20 protein-coding genes are annotated in these 17,090 nt (G+C 68.0%); 16 read left to right on the plus strand and 4 right to left on the minus strand.

Going from position 1 to position 17,090, the window contains the following annotated elements:
* Positions 1-71 precede the first annotated feature (71 nt).
* The gene (locus B0684_RS12630) at positions 72-851 is read left to right on the plus strand and encodes a lipid-binding SYLF domain-containing protein (protein ID WP_018168949.1); all 780 of its coding nucleotides are present in this window, start codon (positions 72-74) and stop codon (positions 849-851) included.
* Here the strand turns inward: B0684_RS12630 and bioD are convergent.
* Complete coding sequence (gene bioD, locus B0684_RS12635; RefSeq protein ID WP_018649623.1) at positions 791-1,510, minus strand: dethiobiotin synthase; 720 nt, start codon at positions 1,508-1,510, stop codon at positions 791-793. The genes B0684_RS12630 and bioD overlap by 61 nt on opposite strands.
* Positions 1,507-2,403 carry a phosphoribosylaminoimidazolesuccinocarboxamide synthase gene (locus tag B0684_RS12640; RefSeq protein WP_018649624.1) on the minus strand — a complete coding sequence of 299 codons (897 nt, stop codon included), beginning with the start codon at positions 2,401-2,403 and terminating at the stop codon, positions 1,507-1,509. The genes bioD and B0684_RS12640 overlap by 4 nt, the downstream gene beginning before the upstream one ends.
* 291 nt (positions 2,404-2,694) lie before the next feature.
* Here B0684_RS12640 and purE point away from each other — a divergent pair, with 291 nt between their 5' ends.
* The 13 genes from purE (at position 2,695) to trpC (ending at position 14,145) form a co-directional block, all read left to right on the plus strand.
* The gene (gene purE / locus B0684_RS12650; protein ID WP_018649625.1) at positions 2,695-3,204 is read left to right on the plus strand and encodes a 5-(carboxyamino)imidazole ribonucleotide mutase; all 510 of its coding nucleotides are present in this window, start codon (positions 2,695-2,697) and stop codon (positions 3,202-3,204) included.
* Positions 3,201-4,382, plus strand: coding sequence for a 5-(carboxyamino)imidazole ribonucleotide synthase (locus B0684_RS12655; RefSeq protein ID WP_018168953.1), 1,182 nt, complete (start codon positions 3,201-3,203; stop codon positions 4,380-4,382). Before purE ends, B0684_RS12655 begins: the two co-directional genes overlap by 4 nt.
* Positions 4,379-4,996 (plus strand): class I SAM-dependent methyltransferase, encoded by a 618-nt coding sequence (locus B0684_RS12660; RefSeq protein ID WP_018168954.1) that lies wholly within the window; start codon positions 4,379-4,381, stop codon positions 4,994-4,996. The genes B0684_RS12655 and B0684_RS12660 overlap by 4 nt, the downstream gene beginning before the upstream one ends.
* Before the next feature lie 2 nt (positions 4,997-4,998).
* Positions 4,999-5,664: an energy-coupling factor ABC transporter permease gene (locus B0684_RS12665; RefSeq protein ID WP_018168955.1), complete on the plus strand. Its 666-nt coding sequence runs from the start codon at positions 4,999-5,001 to the stop codon at positions 5,662-5,664.
* Positions 5,665-5,834: 170 nt separating this feature from the next.
* The gene (locus B0684_RS12670) at positions 5,835-6,158 is read left to right on the plus strand and encodes a c-type cytochrome (RefSeq protein WP_018145150.1); all 324 of its coding nucleotides are present in this window, start codon (positions 5,835-5,837) and stop codon (positions 6,156-6,158) included.
* 193 nt (positions 6,159-6,351) lie between these two features.
* The gene (gene rpe / locus B0684_RS12675) at positions 6,352-7,041 is read left to right on the plus strand and encodes a ribulose-phosphate 3-epimerase (RefSeq protein WP_018145151.1); all 690 of its coding nucleotides are present in this window, start codon (positions 6,352-6,354) and stop codon (positions 7,039-7,041) included.
* Positions 7,042-7,064: 23 nt separating this feature from the next.
* A complete protein-coding gene (locus B0684_RS12680) occupies positions 7,065-7,748 on the plus strand; it encodes a phosphoglycolate phosphatase (RefSeq protein WP_018168956.1) in 684 nt (227 codons plus the stop codon).
* A 94-nt stretch (positions 7,749-7,842) separates the two neighbouring features.
* Positions 7,843-9,330 carry an anthranilate synthase component I gene (gene trpE, locus B0684_RS12685; RefSeq protein WP_018168957.1) on the plus strand — a complete coding sequence of 496 codons (1,488 nt, stop codon included), beginning with the start codon at positions 7,843-7,845 and terminating at the stop codon, positions 9,328-9,330.
* A 9-nt stretch (positions 9,331-9,339) separates the two neighbouring features.
* Entirely contained in the window at positions 9,340-10,143 is an 804-nt protein-coding gene (locus B0684_RS12690; RefSeq protein ID WP_018168958.1) for an esterase/lipase family protein, read from the plus strand.
* A 139-nt stretch (positions 10,144-10,282) separates the two neighbouring features.
* Positions 10,283-10,876: an anthranilate synthase component II gene (locus B0684_RS12695; RefSeq protein WP_018168959.1), complete on the plus strand. Its 594-nt coding sequence runs from the start codon at positions 10,283-10,285 to the stop codon at positions 10,874-10,876.
* A gap of 166 nt (positions 10,877-11,042) precedes the next feature.
* Positions 11,043-12,272: a multidrug effflux MFS transporter gene (locus B0684_RS12700; protein WP_018168960.1), complete on the plus strand. Its 1,230-nt coding sequence runs from the start codon at positions 11,043-11,045 to the stop codon at positions 12,270-12,272.
* A gap of 29 nt (positions 12,273-12,301) precedes the next feature.
* Complete coding sequence (gene trpD / locus B0684_RS12705; RefSeq protein WP_018168961.1) at positions 12,302-13,336, plus strand: anthranilate phosphoribosyltransferase; 1,035 nt, start codon at positions 12,302-12,304, stop codon at positions 13,334-13,336.
* Positions 13,333-14,145: an indole-3-glycerol phosphate synthase TrpC gene (trpC, locus tag B0684_RS12710; protein WP_018145158.1), complete on the plus strand. Its 813-nt coding sequence runs from the start codon at positions 13,333-13,335 to the stop codon at positions 14,143-14,145. Before trpD ends, trpC begins: the two co-directional genes overlap by 4 nt.
* 33 nt (positions 14,146-14,178) lie before the next feature.
* Here the strand turns inward: trpC and crp are convergent, their stop codons facing one another.
* Positions 14,179-14,826 carry a cAMP-activated global transcriptional regulator CRP gene (crp, locus tag B0684_RS12715; RefSeq protein WP_018145159.1) on the minus strand — a complete coding sequence of 216 codons (648 nt, stop codon included), beginning with the start codon at positions 14,824-14,826 and terminating at the stop codon, positions 14,179-14,181.
* Positions 14,827-15,024: 198 nt separating this feature from the next.
* On the opposite strand from crp, the gene B0684_RS12720 reads away from it, so the two are divergent.
* Together B0684_RS12720 and speD are read left to right on the plus strand one after the other, a co-directional pair.
* Positions 15,025-15,453: an OsmC family protein gene (locus B0684_RS12720; RefSeq protein WP_018168962.1), complete on the plus strand. Its 429-nt coding sequence runs from the start codon at positions 15,025-15,027 to the stop codon at positions 15,451-15,453.
* Between the two features lie 90 nt (positions 15,454-15,543).
* A complete protein-coding gene (gene speD, locus B0684_RS12725; protein WP_018145175.1) occupies positions 15,544-16,353 on the plus strand; it encodes an adenosylmethionine decarboxylase in 810 nt (269 codons plus the stop codon).
* 61 nt (positions 16,354-16,414) lie between these two features.
* Here the strand turns inward: speD and coq7 are convergent, their stop codons facing one another.
* On the minus strand, positions 16,415-17,056 hold the full coding sequence (gene coq7 / locus B0684_RS12730) for a 2-polyprenyl-3-methyl-6-methoxy-1,4-benzoquinone monooxygenase (protein WP_018168963.1): 642 nt from the start codon (positions 17,054-17,056) through the stop codon (positions 16,415-16,417).
* Positions 17,057-17,090: the final 34 nt, after the last annotated feature.

The raw sequence follows: 17,090 nt of genomic DNA on the forward strand, positions 1-17,090 counted from the left end.
TGTATTCGTTAGGGAGACGCCGACGCATTCGCGCGGCCGCGTCTCCCTTGGCCTTTCTGGAGGTTTCCACGATGCAACGACTGATCCTTTTCTGCCTGACGACGCTGGTGTTTGCCGCCATAGTGGGGAGCGCTCACGCGAACCCGTTCAGCCGCGAGATCGATCCGCAGGACATCATCGATCGCGCCCAGGCGACGGTGGAGAACATGGCGACCCACCCCGAGTACGAGTCCCTTAAAGAGGACCTGCGCGACGCCCGCGGCGTGGTGATCTTCCCGCGCGTGGCTCGCGGGGCCTTCCTGATCGGAGGCTCCGGCGGCATCGGCGTGTTCCTTGCCTGGGACGACGAGCGCGGCGATTATTCGCCGGTGGCGTTCTACTCCCTCGGTTCGGTCAGCTTCGGCATGCAGTTCGGTGGTGATGCCGCCGAGGTGGTGATGGTCGCGCGCACCCAGGATGCGGTGGACTCGATGTTCGGGTCCGCCATCCGCCTGGGGGGCGATGCCTCGGTGGCTGCCGGTCCGGTGGGTGCGGGCCGGAGCGCCACCCCGACGGCCGACTTCCTGTCCTACTCGCGGGCGCGGGGTGCCTACCTGGGCATGAGCTTGTCCGGCTCGCGCATGACCGTGCGCGACGACTTCAACGAGGCGTACTACGGCGAGTCCCAGCGCCCGGTGCATATCATCGAGAGCCGCCGCGTCGACCGTGAAGGGACCCGTGCCCTACGCGAGACCCTGGCCGGGTTCCGGGTTGACGAAGAGGAAGCCCCTGCGGCCTCCGAGTCCCGTGGTCAGGGGCGCGAGTCCTCCGGCGGCGTGCGCCCGGACAACTTCGAGGTGGAGAGCTTCTGAACCAGCGCCGCGCGGGTGATGCCTTCGGCTGACTCGATGATCGGGGCGCTCGTGCGTGAACGCAGCGCGGCCGCATTGTCGAGGCGCGGGTCGGCATCCTCCCGGCGCCGGTTGAGCACGATCCCGGCCAGTTGCAGGCCGCGTCGTTCCAGGGCCTCCAGGGTCAACAGGCAGGTGTTCAGTGTGCCCAGGCGGTCCTCCGCCACTAGCAGGACCGGCAGCCCGAGGGCCTCGGCGAGGTCCGCGTTCAGCCCATCGGTACACAGCGGCGAGTAGAAGCCCCCCGCACCCTCCACTAGCCGCGGGCCCGTGCCGTCGGCTGCGCAGGCCGCGGCCAGCTCCGCGATCGTCAGGCGCACGCCCTGGTTCGCGGCGGCCTGGTCCGGGGCGATGGCATCGGGGAAGCGCCAGGGCGTGACCTGCTCGATGGCGGCGTCCGGAAGGCCCGCCGCGTGGGTCAGGTTCATCCCGTCCTCGGGCCACAGCCCATCGGGGCCCGGCGGGCAGCCGGATTCCACCGGCTTGCGCGGTTGCGGCCGCAGCCCACGATCCCGCCAGAGTTCCAGCAGCGCGCAGCTGACGAAGGTCTTGCCGACGCCGGTGTCGGTGCCGGTGACGAACAGGCCCTGCGGGGGCGCTCCTGTCTGTGTCGGGCTCATGCGTCGCGGGTCAGGCGCTCCAGGGCCTCGCGATAGCGCGCCGCGGTCTGTGCCACCACTTCCGTGGGCAGCTCGGGGCTGGGCGGCTGCTTGTCCCAGTCCAGGGTCTCCAGGTAGTCGCGTACGTATTGCTTGTCGAAGGACTCCGGGCTGGTGCCTGGCGCGTAGCGGTCGGCCGGCCAGAAGCGCGAGGAGTCCGGGGTCAGGACCTCGTCGATCAGATGCAGGGTGCCGGCGGCATCGACGCCGAACTCGAACTTGGTGTCGGCGATGATGATGCCGCGCTCGGCGGCGTAGTCGCGGGCCATCGCGTAGATCGAGAGTGCCGCATCGCGCACCTGCCGCGCCCGGTCCTCGCCGATGGTCGCCACCACGGCATCAAAGTCGATATTGGCGTCGTGGTCGCCGACGTCGGCCTTGGTGCTGGGGGTGAAGATCGCCTCGGGGAGCTTCGAGGCGAGCTCCAGGCCGGCCGGGAGCGGGATGCCGCAGACCGCGCCGCTGGCCTGGTAGTCCTTCCAGCCAGAGCCGATCAGGTAGCCGCGTACCACTGCCTCCACCGGCAGGGCCTCGAGCCGGCGGATCACCAGGCTGCGTCCTTCCAGCGGGGCGCGAACGGCCGGGTCCGGAATCACCTGTTCCAGTGGGATATCGGTCAACTGGTTGGGGATGCCCAGCTCGCGCTCCACCTTGTGCATCCAGAACTGCGTGATCTCCGTCAGCACTCGGCCCTTCTCGGGCACGGCCGTGGGCAGGATCACGTCAAAGGCGGACAGGCGGTCGGTGGTGACCATCAGCCAGTGGTCGGCGTCCACCGCATAGAGATCGCGTACCTTGCCGCGATGCACGAGTTCCAGGTCGGGGAGTTGGCTTTCAAGCAGGGTGTCAGTCATGCCGCGATTCTACCGGGCGCGGGCCTTGCGCACCACGAAGCGGACGAAGACACGAAGAAAAGCGATCCACAAGGAGACGCGACGATCGGCAGCAAGCGCATGGGCGCGTCGAGCCTTATCCACCGGCCATTCACGCCCCCCGCTTCGCTCTCACCAGTGAGCCCTTCCGGCCTTTGGGTCTCCCTGTGGATCGCTCCTTGACCGGGCTTTTCTGCGCGTCCGGGAGCGCTTCGTGGTGCGCATGGCTTGTCGGGTGGGGCCGGGGTCGCTATCGTTCGGGCCATGACTGAGATGGCAGGCAATTCGGCGGCGCCTCGCGTGGGCGTCGTGATGGGGAGCACCTCCGACTGGGCGACCATGGAGCGGGCGGTGGATGTGCTGGACGAACTCGGGATCCCGTTCGAGGCCCGGGTGGTGTCGGCTCACCGAACACCGGATCTGCTTTTCGAGTACGCCGAGCAGGCACGCGAGCGGGGCCTCCAGGCGATCATCGCCGGGGCCGGGGGGGCGGCGCACCTGCCGGGGATGCTGGCCTCCAAGACCCCGGTTCCGGTGCTCGGCGTGCCGGTCGCCTCGCGCCACCTGAAGGGGCAGGACTCGCTGCTGTCCATCGTGCAGATGCCGCGCGGCATCCCCGTGGCGACCTTCGCGATCGGCGAGGCGGGCGCGGCGAACGCCGCCTTGTTCGCCGCCGCGATGCTGGCGAACCACGATCTCGATCTGCGTGAGCGTCTGGATGCCTTTCGCCAGTCCCAGAGTCAGGCCGTGCTGGGGCAGACCCTGCCACCGGACCCGTCATGATCCAGCCCCCTGCGACCCTCGGGCTGCTCGGTGGCGGGCAGCTCGGCCGCTATTTCGTGGAGGCCGCACAGGGTATGGGCTATCCCGTATGGGTCCTGGACCCGGACCCGGCGAGCCCGGCCGGGCGAGTGGCGGCGCGGCACCTGTGCCAGGCCTTCGACGACCCCGATGCGCTGCAGGCCCTGGCCGGGGCCTGCGCGGTCATTACCACCGAGTTCGAGAACATCCCGCGCCCGGCCGTGGAGTGGCTGGATGCCCGCGCCTGTCTGCGCCCGGGGCCGCGCGCCCTGAGCATTGCCCAGGATCGCCTGGAGGAGAAGGCCTTCCTCGGCGAGATCGATGTGGCGGTAGCCCCCTGGCAGGCGGTCCTGGCCGGCCAGACGCCCGAAGTGCGAGCGGACGCGGGGGGGCCGACGTTCCCCGCGATCCTGAAGACCGCGCGCCTGGGTTATGACGGCAAGGGCCAGGTCCGGCTGGCGCAGGCCGGCGAGTTGCCCGCGGCGCATGCCGAGCTGGGGCTGGTGGACTGCGTGCTGGAGGCCCAGGTCGAGCTGGAGCGCGAGCTCTCGGTGCTGGTGGCGCGAACCGCGGACGGCGCGAACGAGGCCTTTCCGGTGGCGGAAAACACCCATCACGAGGGCATCCTGCACCTGACGCGGGTGCCGGCCCGAGTCGGCGACGAGCCGCGCGAACGCGCCACGGCGATCGCGCGGCACATTGCCGAGCAGCTCGACTACCAGGGGTTGCTGGCGGTGGAGTTCTTCCTCACGGTGGAGGGTGAATTGCTGGTCAACGAGATCGCGCCGCGTCCGCATAACTCCGGGCACTACACCCAGGATGCCTGCACCATCAGCCAGTTCGAACAACAGGTGCGCGCAGTCTGCGGGCTGGGGCTGGCCCCGGCCTTGCTGACCACGCCGGTGGCGATGGTCAACCTGCTGGGTGACCTGTGGCCCGCCGCAGCGGAACCCGACTGGCAGGGCGTGCTGGCTGCCGGCCGCGCGCGGCTGCATCTGTATGGCAAGGCCGAGGCCCGGTCCGGCCGCAAGATGGGGCACGTCAACGTGCTCGGTCTGCCGGGCGAGGACGACGCCGGCGCCGCGGCCTCCACCGCCGAGGCCCTGTGGCAGGGTCTGGCCGAGGCTGTGGAGCGGACTGCGGACGGAGGGGTGGCATGAAGGAGGGCTTCCCCACGATCCAGGCGCGGCGTACCCGTCAGGCGGAGCTGAAGCGCGACCTGGAGTTCGAGGACACGCTGGCCGGAGAACACCTGCGGTTCCGCACGACCTGGGGTCTGTTCTCGCCGCGCCGCATCGACGATGGCACGCGGATGTTGCTGGAGCGCATCGAGGTGGAGCCAACCGATGCCTGCCTGGATCTGGGCTGTGGCTATGGCCCGATCGGCCTGACGCTGGCGCGCAAGGCGCCGCAGGGACACTGCACGCTGGTGGACACCAACTTCCTGGCGGTGGAGTACAGCCGGCGTAACGCCGAGCTGAACGGCATCACCAATGTGGACTGCGTGACCAGTAACGGCTTCGCGCAGATCCGTGACCGGCGTTTCGATCTGGTCACCTCGAACCTGCCGGCCAAGGTGGGGCGCGAGATGCTCTACACCTACCTGCTGGACGCCCACGAGCAGATGAACCCGGGTGGACGCATCTATGTCGTAACCATTACCGGGTTGCGGCGGTTCATCGAGAAGGGGTTCAAGGAAGTGTTCGGCAACTACGACAAGGTCAAGCAGGGCCGCGAGTACACTGTCGCGGCCGCGGTGCGCGAGCCCGACTGAGCATGGTCGAGGGGGCGGGCGAACTGCCGGTTGCGCTCCGGGTGCTGTCCGCCGTGCTGCTGGGTGGCGGCATGCTGGTGATGCTGCGGCGCATGCCCTGGGAGACCTTCTTCGTGCCCGGCCGCGCCCAGCTGTTCGTGATCGCCACGCTGTGCCTGCTGCTGATCTGGAGCATGCGGGCGCAGGCCCTGGATGGGCTGGCCCTGCATTTTCTGGGCATGGCCACCGTGACCCTGATGTTCGGTTGGCAGCTGGCGATCCTGATGGTCTTCCTGGTGGTGGCGATCCTCGGCCTGTTCGGCGTGCTCCCGCTAGCCGCCTTCCCGTTGACGGTGCTGCTGGCGGGTATTCTGCCGGTCGCGGTCACCTGGGGCCTGCTGCGGCTGTCCGAGGCGCGTCTGCCCGCGCACATGTTCATCTACCTCTACGCGGTCGGTTTCCTCGGCGGGGCGCTTTCGGTGGTTGCCACCGTGCTGGCCTCGGCGGCGATCTACGGGTTGTTCACCGAGCTCGCCTGGGCGGATATCCATCGCGACTACCTGCGCTACCTGGCCCTGCTGGTGCTGCCCGAGGCGGTGATCAACGGGATCGTGATTACCGGCCTGGTCATGGTGCGTCCCGAGTGGCTGGCGACCTGGTCGGACGAGCGCTACATCCACGGACGCTAGGAAGGCTCCGGCCCGCGTTCTCCGACCGATCGAATGGCTCCATGGAGCGGCCTGTGGCTATGTCCCTGTTTGGTTCTATGTTAATGCACCATTCAGGAAAGCCCTGCTAACGTTTGCATCAAGACGGGGCGACGACCCCGCCCGGGAACTTGAGCGAGGAGACTACAATAATGAAAACCAAGCTGTTCGTGCTGGCCGGTATTGCCGGCAGTGTCCTGATGCTGTCCAGTGCGGCCCAGGCCGCCGATATCCAGGCGGGGCAGTCCAAGTACCAGAACACCTGTGCCAGCTGTCACGGTGCCCAGGGCAAGGGGCAGGCGATCTTCCCGGCCTTGGCCGGCAAGGATGCGGACACCGTGGCCAGTCTGCTGGAGCGCTATCGCGCCGGCGAGGAAGTCGGTGATCATACTGCGCTGATGCGTCCGCAGGCCCAGGGCCTGAGCGACGACGACATCGCCAACCTGTCCAACTACATCGCGACCGAGTTCAACTGATCCGGGCGCCTTGGTAGAGGCAAGAGAAGGCAGCAAACGGGCCGGGGGTTTCCCCGGCCCGTTTGCGTTGGAGTGCCGCCCGCTGCGACCACTGGCTTTTGCCTGGCATCCCGGCATCCGGTAAAGTTCGGCGATTCCGAGAGCACGGTCGACGGTCGGCCCTGCTTCACCAGCGATCCCTGCGAGGCTTTCCATGGCACAACCCGATTTCATCGCTCCGTCCATCCTCTCCGCCGACTTCGCCCGCCTGGGCGAGGAAGTCGACAACGTCCTGGCCGCCGGTGCCGACACCGTGCACTTCGACGTGATGGACAACCACTATGTGCCCAACCTGACGATCGGTCCGCTGGTCTGCGATGCCCTGCGCAAGCACGGCGTGACCGCGCCGATCGACGTGCACCTGATGGTCAAGCCGGTGGATCGCATCATCCCGGACTTCGCCCAGGCCGGTGCCAGTTACATCACCTTCCATCCGGAGGCCTCCGATCACATCGACCGCACCCTGCAGCTGATCCACGCCGAGGGCTGCAAGGCCGGGCTGGTGTTCAATCCGGCAACCCCGCTGTCCTATCTCGAATACGTGATGGACAAGGTCGACATGATCCTGCTGATGTCGGTGAACCCGGGCTTTGGTGGCCAGAAGTTCATCCCGAATACGCTGGACAAGCTGCGCGCCGCGCGCAAGATGATCGACGACTCCGGGCGTGATATCCGCCTCGAGATCGATGGTGGTGTGAAGGCCGACAATATCCGCGAGATCAAGGCCGCCGGTGCCGATACCTTTGTGGCCGGGTCCGCGATCTTCGGCGCCGGCAGCGACACCGACCCGAACCGCTACGACAGCATCATCCAGCAGATGCGCGACGAGCTGGCCAAGGCCTGAATCGACGGTTACCGGAGACCGGGATGTCCCTGAAACGCCCCCGCATGATCCTGATCGACCTGGACGGCACGCTGATTGACAGCGTGCCGGACTTGGCCTTTAGCGTGGATGCGATGATGCGCGAGCTGGGCCTGCCCGAACGCGGCGAGCCGGCCGTGCGCAACTGGGTCGGCAACGGCGTGGAGCGGTTGGTCCAGCGCGCGCTGGTCAACGACCTCGACGGCGAGCCGGACGCGGAGCAGTTCGCACATGCGCTGCCCGTGTTCATGCGCATCTATCAGGAGAACACCGCCGGGCGTTCGCCGCTTTATCCGGGCGTGCGCGAGGGGCTGGACCAACTGAAGGCCGCGGGCTACCGGCTGGGCTGCGTGACCAACAAGGCCGAGCGCTTCACCGTGCCGCTGCTGCGCGAAAAGGGCATCCTCGACGACTTCGAGATCGTGGTCGCCGGCGACGCCCTGCCGCAGAAGAAGCCGGATCCGGCCCCGCTGCTGCACGCGGCCGACAAGCTCGGCGTGGACCCGTCCGAGGCTTTGATGGTCGGGGACTCCAAGAGCGACGTGAAGGCCGCCCGCGCCGCTGGCTTCCAGATCGTCTGCATGACCTACGGGTACAACCACGGCAAGGATATCCGCGACGAGCACCCGGACGCGGTGCTCGATCGGCTGGACGAGTTGCCGGACCTGCTGCCCGCCCGGGCGGCGTGATCCGTGATGTCGGCAACGGACCGGACAATGGGGCGATGGCGAGACGGCGGATGAACCGCCACGCCATCCATCCCCCTTGTCAGGAACCGTTGTGATGACCCCCGAACAGTTCGACCAGCTGGCCCGCGAGGGCTATAACCGCATCCCGCTGGTGCGCGAGGTCCTGGCGGATCTCGAGACCCCGCTGTCCATCTTCCTCAAGCTGGCCAACCGGCCGTATTCCTACCTGTTCGAGTCCGTGCAGGGCGGGGAGCGCTGGGGGCGGTATTCCTTCATCGGCCTGCCGGCGCGCACCCTGGTGCGCGTGCATGGCCACGACATCACCGTGGAGACCGACGGCGCGGTGATGGAGCAGACCACCGAGACGGACCCGCTGGCCTGGATCGAGGCCTATCAGGCGCGCTTCAAGGCCGCGGAGCTGCCGGGGCTTCCACGCTTCACCGGTGGCCTGGTCGGCTATTTCGGGTTCGAGACCGTGCGCCTGATCGAGCCGCGCCTGGAGGGGCCGGAGAAGCCGGATGCCCTGGGGTTGCCGGATATCCTGCTGATGGTCTCCGAGGAGGTCGTGGTCTACGACAACCTCTCCGGGCGGCTGTATCTGGTGGTCCATGCGGATACGACCCAGGCCGGTGGCCAGGCCGTGGCCGCCGCCCGCCTGGACGAGCTGGAGACCCGCCTGGGCGAGCCGCTGGTACCGCCGGAGGATCCGCCGCATCCACACGCGGTGCCGGAGTATGTGTCCGGCTGGTCGGCCGAGGGCTATCAGGCCGCCGTCAAGCGGGCGCAGGAATACATCATGGACGGCGACGTGATGCAGGTGGTGCTGGCACAGCGCATGAGCGTGCCGTTCTCCGCACCGCCGCTGAACCTCTACCGGGCCCTGCGGGCGCTGAACCCGTCGCCCTACATGTACTACCTCGACCTGGACGATCACCACGTGGTCGGGGCCTCCCCGGAGATCCTGGTGCGCCTGGAGGACGACTGCGTGACCGTGCGTCCGATCGCCGGCACCCGCCCGCGTGGGCGTACCGAGGCGGAAGATCGCGCGCTGGAGGCCGAACTGTTGGCGGATCCAAAGGAGCGTGCCGAGCACCTGATGCTGATCGATCTGGGGCGCAACGATGTCGGCCGGGTCTGTGAGATCGGCTCGGTGGAGGTGACTGACACCATGAGCATCGAGCGCTACTCGCATGTGATGCACATCGTCTCCAACGTGGAGGGGCGGCTGGCCCCGGGCCACTCGCCGATGGATGTCCTGCGCGCGACCTTCCCGGCCGGGACCGTCTCGGGGGCACCGAAGATCCGCGCGCTGGAGATTATCGACGAGCTGGAACCGGTCAAGCGCGGGCCCTACTCCGGTGCGGTGGGGTACCTCTCGTGGTCGGGCAATATGGACACCGCGATCGCGATCCGCACCGCCGTGCTGCACGACGGTGAGTTGCACATCCAGGCCGGGGCCGGTGTAGTCCACGACTCGGTGCCGGAAAACGAGTGGCAGGAGACCCTGAACAAGGGGCGCGCGGTGGTGCGTGCGGCCGAGACCGCCCTGGGCGGTCTGGGGCCCCGGCGCCACCGCGACTGAGGGCCGGTCATGCGGTGCGGTGGCCTTCGCATCCTGTTGCTGGTGCTCGGGCTCTGGCTGTTGCCGGGGCTGGCGGCGGCGCAGATCGTGGTGCTGGTACCCGGGGGCTGGGATCGCGGCGACGGTTTTCGCCAGGCTGGGTTCACCGCGGCCCTGAACGCCGCCGGCTATGCCGATGGCGGGCGTGCCCGTGCAAACGTGGGCGCTGCGCACTTCGAGCGAGCTCCCGACCCCGCCGCACGCCAGTTCTATACCGTGGATCTGCCGACCGCTGTGGCTCCACCGGAACGGGCGCGGGCGCTCGGCCAGGTGGTCGATGGTCTGACCCGGCGCCACCCCGGCCGCGAGCTGGTGCTGGTCGGGCATTCCACCGGCGGGGTCGTGGCGCGCGAGCTGCTGGTGCGTCAGCCGCACCCGGCCATCTCCACCCTGGTGACCTTCTCCGCGCCGCATGCGGGGGGCGGCTGGTCCGCGCTGGCGCGTTCGGTGACGGATGCGCTGGCCGATTCCCCGCTGGGGCTGTACGCCCCGTTCGCCGGCGTGCAGGGGCTGCACCGGCGCGAAGGGCTGTGGGGCCCGGAGGGTGGTTCGCCGGCTGCGATGCATCTGGAGTGGCTGAACACGCAGGCGCATCCGCCCATCCGCTATGTCTCGGTCGTGCGCCTGGCCGACCCGTGGGTGGATGCCGCTAGCCAGGACATGAACCGCCTCCCGGCCCTGCGCGGACGGGCGCATACCCTGCCCAGCCCTGGCGGGCACCGGTTGGAGGCCGCCGACGGCACCCTGCTGGTGGCGCTATTGCTGCCGCGATGAAGGCGCGCGGTTTCGTCAGCGCGATTGCGGTTGCGGCGCAACCACTCGGGACCCGGGGTATGCTTGGTCCCTGCCTGGGTGCGCATGACCTCGGTTTTATTCGTCTGCCCGTTTCTTTCGGCCTCCAGGGACGTTCGCCATGATCCTGATGCTCGACAACTACGACTCGTTCACCTTCAACCTGGTCCAGTACCTGGGCGAGCTGGGGGCGGAGGTGGTGGTGCACCGCAATGACTGCATCACTCCGGAACAGATTGCGGAGCTCGACCCCACCGGTATCGTGATCTCCCCCGGCCCCTGTACGCCGAACGAGGCGGGGGTGTCGCTGGAGGTGATCCGGCGCTTTGCCGGCGAGATCCCGATCCTCGGGGTCTGCCTCGGGCACCAGGCGATCGGCCAGGTCTTCGGTGGCCGCGTGGTGCGGGCGCGCGAGATCATGCACGGCAAGACCTCGCCGGTGCATCACACCGGGGTCGGGGTGTTCGCCGGGCTGGAGAATCCGCTGGAGGCCACGCGCTATCACTCGCTGGTGGTCGAGGCCGCAAGCCTCCCGGAATGTCTGGAGGTCACTGCCTGGACCCAGCGCGAAGACGGCTCGCGCGACGAGATCATGGGCCTGCGTCATCGCGAGCTGGATGTCGAGGGCGTGCAGTTTCACCCGGAATCCATCCTGACCCGCCAGGGGCACGAACTGCTCGGCAACTTCCTGAGTCGCCTGCCCCAGCCGGCGTGAAGCGCAGGTCAATAGACACCTTTCCACGCGGCCCTTACTGCTTGTTCTGGACGGCAGGTGGGGTTCGCCTGGCCGCGCCTGCTGGCGGTATTGCGGCTCCCACCGCTCGCGCGGCGGCCTCTCGCGGGTCGTGCCCGACCGGTGTTCACTCTCGATTCCGGCGCGCATGCCTCGCTTGAGGGGCGCCGCCACGGAACGCCGCACGCGGCTGCGCTTCGCCCTGCTGGTAGCGCCGCTGTCCATGCTGGCGCCGTTCTCGCTGGATACCTATCTGCCCTCGTTTCCGGCGATGGCCGAGGCCCTGGCCGTCGATGGTGTGGCGATGCAGGCGACGCTGTCCGCCTATCTGGTCGCGTTCGCCGTTGCCACCCTGATTGCCGGCCCGCTGTCGGATGCCTATGGCCGGCGCCCGGTGGTGTTGTGGGCCCTGCTGGCCTACGTGTTGACCTCGGTGCTGCTGGTGTTCGCGATGGAGTACTGGCAGGTGCTGGCGTTGCGCATGGGACAGGGGCTGGCGGCGGCGGCCGGGGTGGTGGTCGGGCGAGCGCTGATCCGCGATCGCTTTGATCCCACCGACGCGCGGCGGGTGTTCGCGCTGGTCACCATGATGTTCGCGATCGGGCCGGCCGCCGCGCCGATCATCGGCGGCTGGTTGCAGGCGGCGTTTGGCTGGCGTTCGGTGTTCGCCTTCCTGACACTCTACGGCGTCTTCCTGCTGTTGGCGGTGCGCGCCTGGATGCCGGAGACCCTGCCGCCGGTCGGCCGCGTCTCCAGTCACCCGCGTCCGGTCATCCGGGGCTACCTGGGCACGCTGCACAACCCGGCGTTTCTGTTCCCGGTCGCGGTCCATGCGGGGATGTTCGGGGCGATGTTCCTGTTCATTGCCGCGTCCCCGACCATCATCTACGAGCACCTGCAAGGCGGGGAACAGGACTTCTGGTGGTTGTTCGGGCCGCTGGTCGCCGGGCTGGTGGTGGGCGGCTTCGTCGCCGGGCGCGTGGCCGGGGTGGTGAGCCCGCAGCGGGCCGTGGCGATCGGGCTCGGGCTGTCTGGGCTGTCGCTGGCGCTGGTGGGCCTGGCGGTGCTGGCCGACGGCCCGGTGGCCGCGATCACCGGGCCGTTCGCGCTATACAGCTTCGCCCTGGCCACGGCGATGCCGTCGCTGACCCTGCTGGCGCTGGATTGTTACCCCGGCGCGCGCGGCATGGCTGCGGCCATGCAGGCCTTCGTGCAGCTGGGCTTCAGCGCGCTGCTGGCGCTGTTCCTGGTCGACTGGCTGGACGATGCCATGGGGCGTCTGGTCCTCGCGGCGCTGCTGCTCTGGGCCCTGGCACTGGCCGCCTGGCTGGTCGCGCCGGGCGGTGGTCGTGCGGGCACCGCGCGGACGTTACACTAGCCGCTTCGAATTTCCGCAGGAGCAAGCCCGTGACCGTGCAGCAAGCGATAGCGGCCCTCATCGAGCGCCGCGACCTGGACGAGGCGACCATGACCGCCGTGATGCAGGCGGTGATGACCGGCGAGGCCACGGATGCCCAGATCGGCGCGTTCCTGGTGGCCCTGCGCATGAAGGGCGAGACCATCGAGGAGATCCGCGCGGCTGCCGGCGTGATGCGCTCGCTGGCCACGCGCGTGGATGTGCCGCGTACCGGGCTGGTGGATACCTGCGGAACCGGCGGCGATGCCTCGGGCACCTTCAATATCTCCACCGCCGCGGCGCTGGTGGCGGCGGCGGGCGGCGTGCGGGTCGCCAAGCACGGCAATCGCTCGGTGTCGTCGAAATCCGGCAGTGCCGACGTGCTGGAATCGCTGGGGATCTCGCTGGGCCTGTCGCCGGCAGCGGTGGGGACCTGCATCGACGAGGTCGGTGTTGGCTTCCTGTTCGCTCCCGCCCACCACGGCGCGATGAAGCACGCGATCGGTCCGCGCAAGGAACTTGGCGTGCGTACGCTGTTCAATGTGCTGGGGCCGCTGACCAACCCCGCCGGGGCGCCGAATCAGGTGCTCGGCGTGTTTTCCCAGGATTGGGTGCGCCCGCTGGCCGAGGCCCTGAAGGGGCTCGGTAGCGAGCACGTCCTGGTGGTGCATGCCGAGGATGGTCTGGACGAGATCAGCATCGCCTCGCCGACCCGGGTGGCGGAGCTGCAGGATGGCGAGATCCGCGAATACACCATCCGTCCGGAGGATTTCGGGCTGACCACCACGGCGCTGGATGCGGTGCGGGTCGACAGCGTGGAGGCCTCGGCCAGCATGCTGCGCGGCGTGCTGGACGGACAGGCGGGTGCGGCACGCGACATCGTGCTGCTGAATGCCGGGGCGGCGATCTACGCCGGTGGCGGGGCGGACACACTCCCAGCGGGGATCAAGGCCGCCGCCCGGGCGATCGATTCCGGCGCGGCGCGCGAACGGCTGGAGCGCCTGCAAGCGACCAGCGCAAGACTGGCAAACAAGGAAGCACAATGAGTGAAGGCAACGCAGTACCCGACATCCTGCAGCGCATCCTGGAGCGCAAGCGCGAGGAGCTGAAGGAACGCGAGGTGTACTGGCCACTGCGCGAGTTGCGCGGCTGGATGGGGTCCGCCCCGGCGCCGCGTGGTTTTCGCGCGGCCCTGCAGCGCGATATCGACGCCGGGCGCCCTGCGGTGATCGCGGAGATCAAGAAGGCCAGCCCGAGCCAGGGCCAGATCAGCCCGAACTTCAACCCCGAGGCGTTTGCGCGCAGCTACGAGGAGCATGGTGCGACCTGTCTGTCGGTGCTGACCGACGTGGACTTCTTCAAGGGACGCGACGGCGACCTGCGCGACGCGCGTGTGGCCTGCACGATCCCGATCCTGCGCAAGGATTTCGTGATTGATCTCTACCAGGTCTACGAGGCGCGGGTGCTGGGTGCGGATTGCGTGCTGCTGATCGCGGCGGCGCTGGATGACACGGCGCTGCACGAGCTCTTCTTCCTGACCCGCGAGCTGGGCATGGATGCCCTGGTGGAGGTACATGACGCCGAGGAGCTGGAGCGGGCCAAGCGCATCGGGGCCGACCTGATCGGCATCAACAACCGCGACCTGCACAGCTTCGAGACGCGGCTGGAGACGACGCTGGAGTTGAAGGATCAGGTGCCGGAGGAGGCCCTGCTGGTGACCGAAAGCGGCATCCACACGCGCGAGGATGTCGCGCGCATGCAGGCGGCCGGGGTGAATGCCTTTCTGGTGGGAGAGGCCTTCATGCGCACCGAGGACCCGGGCGCGGCCCTGGGCCGGCTGTTCCGCGGCGAATAACGGCCCCGCGGGCCCGACCCGGGCGGGCTCGTGTCAGCGGGTGCCGAACACCACGATGGTCTTGCCGTGGGCGGTGATCAGGCCGCGTTCTTCCAGATCCTTCAGCACGCGTCCGGCCATCTCGCGCGAGCAGCCCACGATACGCGCGATCTCCTGCCGGGTGATGCGCAGCTGCATGCCGTCGGGGTGAGTCATCGCGTCGGGCTGCTGGGCCAGGTCCAGCAGGGTGTGGGCGATGCGTCCGGTGACATCCACGAACGCGAGGTCCATCACCTTGCGCGAGGTCTGACGCAGGCGGGCCGCGATCTGGCTGGTGAGCAGCATCAGGATCTCGGGGTCGCGCTGGGCGATCTCGCGGAACTGGGTGTAGGGGATCTCCGCGGTCTCGGTGTCCTCGCGGGTGGTGACCGTCGCGCTGCGCGGGTCGTCCTCGAACATGCCCAGCTCGCCGAAAAACTCGCCCTTGTTCAGGTAGGCAAGTACCAGCTCATGTCCGTTGTTCTCGCCCAGTACCGAGACCGAACCACTGACCACGTAATACAGTGTGTCGGGTACGGTGCCCGAGTGAATGATCGTGGTGCGCTTGCGGTACTGGCGCCGGTGGCAGTAGCCGAGGAAACGCTCCAGCGCGGGCGATGGCTGCGCCGGGCGGTAAATGAACGGGTTGTTCAAGGCTTCCATGGTCACGTCCGATATCAGCTTCCTGAAGATGAGCGCCAGTGTAATGCAGCATCCGTGCCCTGCACCCCGGGGTAACTGGCACCGTTCACAAAATCCGCCGGCAGGGCCCTGTTTTGTGCAGCAGGTCCGCCCTGAGTAGAGTTCTACCCGAGTATAGGCGTGGATTTCTCCATCCAACAGTGTGAAAGGACAAGCCCGATGCAGGTGAAAGTGAAATGGCTGGATCAGGTGGCCTTTGTCGGCGAGACCGACAGTGGCCACGCGGTGGTGATGGACGGGGCGCCGGATGCCGGCGGGCGCAACCTGGGCGCACGCCCGATGGAGATGCTGCTGTTGGGGATGGGCGGTTGTACCAGCTTCGACGTGATTGCGATGCTGAAGAAGGCGCGCCAGCAGGTGCTGGACTGCGAGGTGACCGTGGAGGGCACGCGGGCGGAGACCGTGCCCAAGGTCTTTACCGACATCCATGTGCATTTTCGTGTGTACGGCCACGCGTTGTCGGAGAAGCAGGTCGGGCGTGCGGTGGGGCTCTCGGCCGAGAAGTACTGCTCGGCCTCGCTGATGCTGGGGGCCTCGGCGAAGGTGACCCACGACTTCGAGATCATCGAGGGGCCGGCGCCGCGCTGAAGCCGCGTCTCCCTGGGTCCGTCCTTGGACTTGCGGGCCGGGGCGTCTACAATTCGCCGCTCGCTGCGGCCCGGGCCAAGAGGACACGCCATGCCTCGTCACAAGAAGCAGATCAAGCTCCACGGTTTCAATAACCTGACCAAGAGCCTGAGCTTCAATATCTACGATATCTGCTATGCCTCGGGTGACCGACATCGCGATGAATACATTGCGTACATCGACGAGGCGTACAACGCCCAGCGTTTGACGCAGATCCTGTCCGACGTGGCCCACCTGATCGGGGCCAACATCCTCGATATATCGCGCCAGGACTACGATCCGCAGGGCGCGTCGGTGACCATGCTGATCTCGGAGGAGCCGGTGGCCACCGAAAAGATCGGCTACACCGAAGGCCCCGGCCCGCTGCCGGAGACGGTGGTCGGCCACCTGGACAAGAGTCACATCACGGTGCACACCTACCCGGAGGCGCACCCCGAGGGTGGGATCGCGACCTTCCGCGCGGATATCGACGTGTCCACCTGCGGGCGCATCTCGCCGCTGCGCGCCCTGAACTACCTGATCCACAGCTTCGAGTCCGACATCGTGATCATGGACTACCGTGTCCGCGGCTTCACCCGCGACGTGCGCGGCAAGAAGCACTTCATCGATCACAAGATCAACTCCATCCAGGACTTCCTGTCGCGCGACACCCAGGAGAAGTACCAGATGGTGGACGTAAACGTGTACCAGGAGTACCTGTTCCACACCAAGATGGTACTGAAGGACTTCGACCTGGACAGTTACCTGTTCGGGCTGGGCAAGGATGATTACTCGGCCAAGGAGGCCAAGCGCATCTCCAAGCTGCTCAAGCACGAGATGATGGAGATCTTCTACGGCAAGAACATGAGTCGCCCGGGCTGAGTCGGTGCGCGCCGCGCGGCGTTGCACGCGGCGGTGATCACCTGGCTCCCCGCGTCGCGGGTCAGATCCAGTAGGCGGTGCGCGTCATCACGCTGGACGTCAGCGGCATCAGGAGGTTGCGCACTGGCCACGGCGGCGCCTTGCCGCCCAGTGCCATCGCGTGCGCACCGTGCTCCACCTCGTCCTGCTTCATCCGCGCCAGGATGCGCGCGGAGACCTCGTCCTGTGCCGGCAACCGCTCCAGATGGCGGTCCAGGTGGCGTTCCACCTGGCGTTCGGTCTCGTCGATAAAGCCCAGGCTGTAGGCATCGCCGGTCAGCCCGGCGAGCGCGCCCATCCCGAACGAGCCCATGTACCAGAACGGCCCCAGCAGGCTGGTGCGGCCGCCCAGGTCGTGTACCCGGCGGGCGCACCAGTGCAGGTGGTCGCCCTCCTCGCGCGAGGCCTGATCCAGGTGGCCGCGGATCTCCGGGTTGCGGGCGGTCAGCATCTGGCCCTGGTATAGCCCCTGCGCCGCGACCTCGCCGGCATGATTGACCCGCATCAGGCGGGCGGACAGGTCGCGTTCGTGATCCTCCAGGTGCGGCCCGATGTCGTCCCCACCCGGGGAGGGCCGGCCGGTGGAGCGGGCCTGTCCGGAGACGACCTTCACGAAGGCGTCGGCCTGGTTGATCAGGTGGTCCAGCGGGGAAAGTCGGCGCATGGTTCCGGTCCGGTTGGGGCGTCGTGGTGTACCC

Source organism: Thioalkalivibrio versutus (assembly GCF_001999325.1).
Taxonomy (GTDB): domain Bacteria; phylum Pseudomonadota; class Gammaproteobacteria; order Ectothiorhodospirales; family Ectothiorhodospiraceae; genus Thioalkalivibrio; species Thioalkalivibrio versutus.

Excerpts from the sequence above, each read along its gene's own strand:
- B0684_RS12680 (WP_018168956.1), top strand. The coding sequence starts at position 7,065 with ATGTCCCTGAAACGCCCCCGCATGATCCTGATCGACCTGGACGGCACG.
- crp (WP_018145159.1), bottom strand. The coding sequence starts at position 14,826 with ATGGAAGCCTTGAACAACCCGTTCATTTACCGCCCGGCGCAGCCATCG.
- B0684_RS12665 (WP_018168955.1), top strand. The coding sequence starts at position 4,999 with ATGGTCGAGGGGGCGGGCGAACTGCCGGTTGCGCTCCGGGTGCTGTCC.
- bioD (WP_018649623.1), bottom strand. The coding sequence starts at position 1,510 with ATGAGCCCGACACAGACAGGAGCGCCCCCGCAGGGCCTGTTCGTCACC.
- B0684_RS12630 (WP_018168949.1), top strand. The coding sequence starts at position 72 with ATGCAACGACTGATCCTTTTCTGCCTGACGACGCTGGTGTTTGCCGCC.
- B0684_RS12660 (WP_018168954.1), top strand. The coding sequence starts at position 4,379 with ATGAAGGAGGGCTTCCCCACGATCCAGGCGCGGCGTACCCGTCAGGCG.
- B0684_RS12655 (WP_018168953.1), top strand. The coding sequence starts at position 3,201 with ATGATCCAGCCCCCTGCGACCCTCGGGCTGCTCGGTGGCGGGCAGCTC.
- purE (WP_018649625.1), top strand. The coding sequence starts at position 2,695 with ATGGCAGGCAATTCGGCGGCGCCTCGCGTGGGCGTCGTGATGGGGAGC.
- trpC (WP_018145158.1), top strand. The coding sequence starts at position 13,333 with ATGAGTGAAGGCAACGCAGTACCCGACATCCTGCAGCGCATCCTGGAG.
- B0684_RS12690 (WP_018168958.1), top strand. The coding sequence starts at position 9,340 with ATGCGGTGCGGTGGCCTTCGCATCCTGTTGCTGGTGCTCGGGCTCTGG.
- speD (WP_018145175.1), top strand. The coding sequence starts at position 15,544 with ATGCCTCGTCACAAGAAGCAGATCAAGCTCCACGGTTTCAATAACCTG.
- coq7 (WP_018168963.1), bottom strand. The coding sequence starts at position 17,056 with ATGCGCCGACTTTCCCCGCTGGACCACCTGATCAACCAGGCCGACGCC.
- B0684_RS12720 (WP_018168962.1), top strand. The coding sequence starts at position 15,025 with ATGCAGGTGAAAGTGAAATGGCTGGATCAGGTGGCCTTTGTCGGCGAG.
- B0684_RS12670 (WP_018145150.1), top strand. The coding sequence starts at position 5,835 with ATGAAAACCAAGCTGTTCGTGCTGGCCGGTATTGCCGGCAGTGTCCTG.
- rpe (WP_018145151.1), top strand. The coding sequence starts at position 6,352 with ATGGCACAACCCGATTTCATCGCTCCGTCCATCCTCTCCGCCGACTTC.
- B0684_RS12640 (WP_018649624.1), bottom strand. The coding sequence starts at position 2,403 with ATGACTGACACCCTGCTTGAAAGCCAACTCCCCGACCTGGAACTCGTG.
- B0684_RS12700 (WP_018168960.1), top strand. The coding sequence starts at position 11,043 with ATGCCTCGCTTGAGGGGCGCCGCCACGGAACGCCGCACGCGGCTGCGC.
- B0684_RS12695 (WP_018168959.1), top strand. The coding sequence starts at position 10,283 with ATGATCCTGATGCTCGACAACTACGACTCGTTCACCTTCAACCTGGTC.
- trpE (WP_018168957.1), top strand. The coding sequence starts at position 7,843 with ATGACCCCCGAACAGTTCGACCAGCTGGCCCGCGAGGGCTATAACCGC.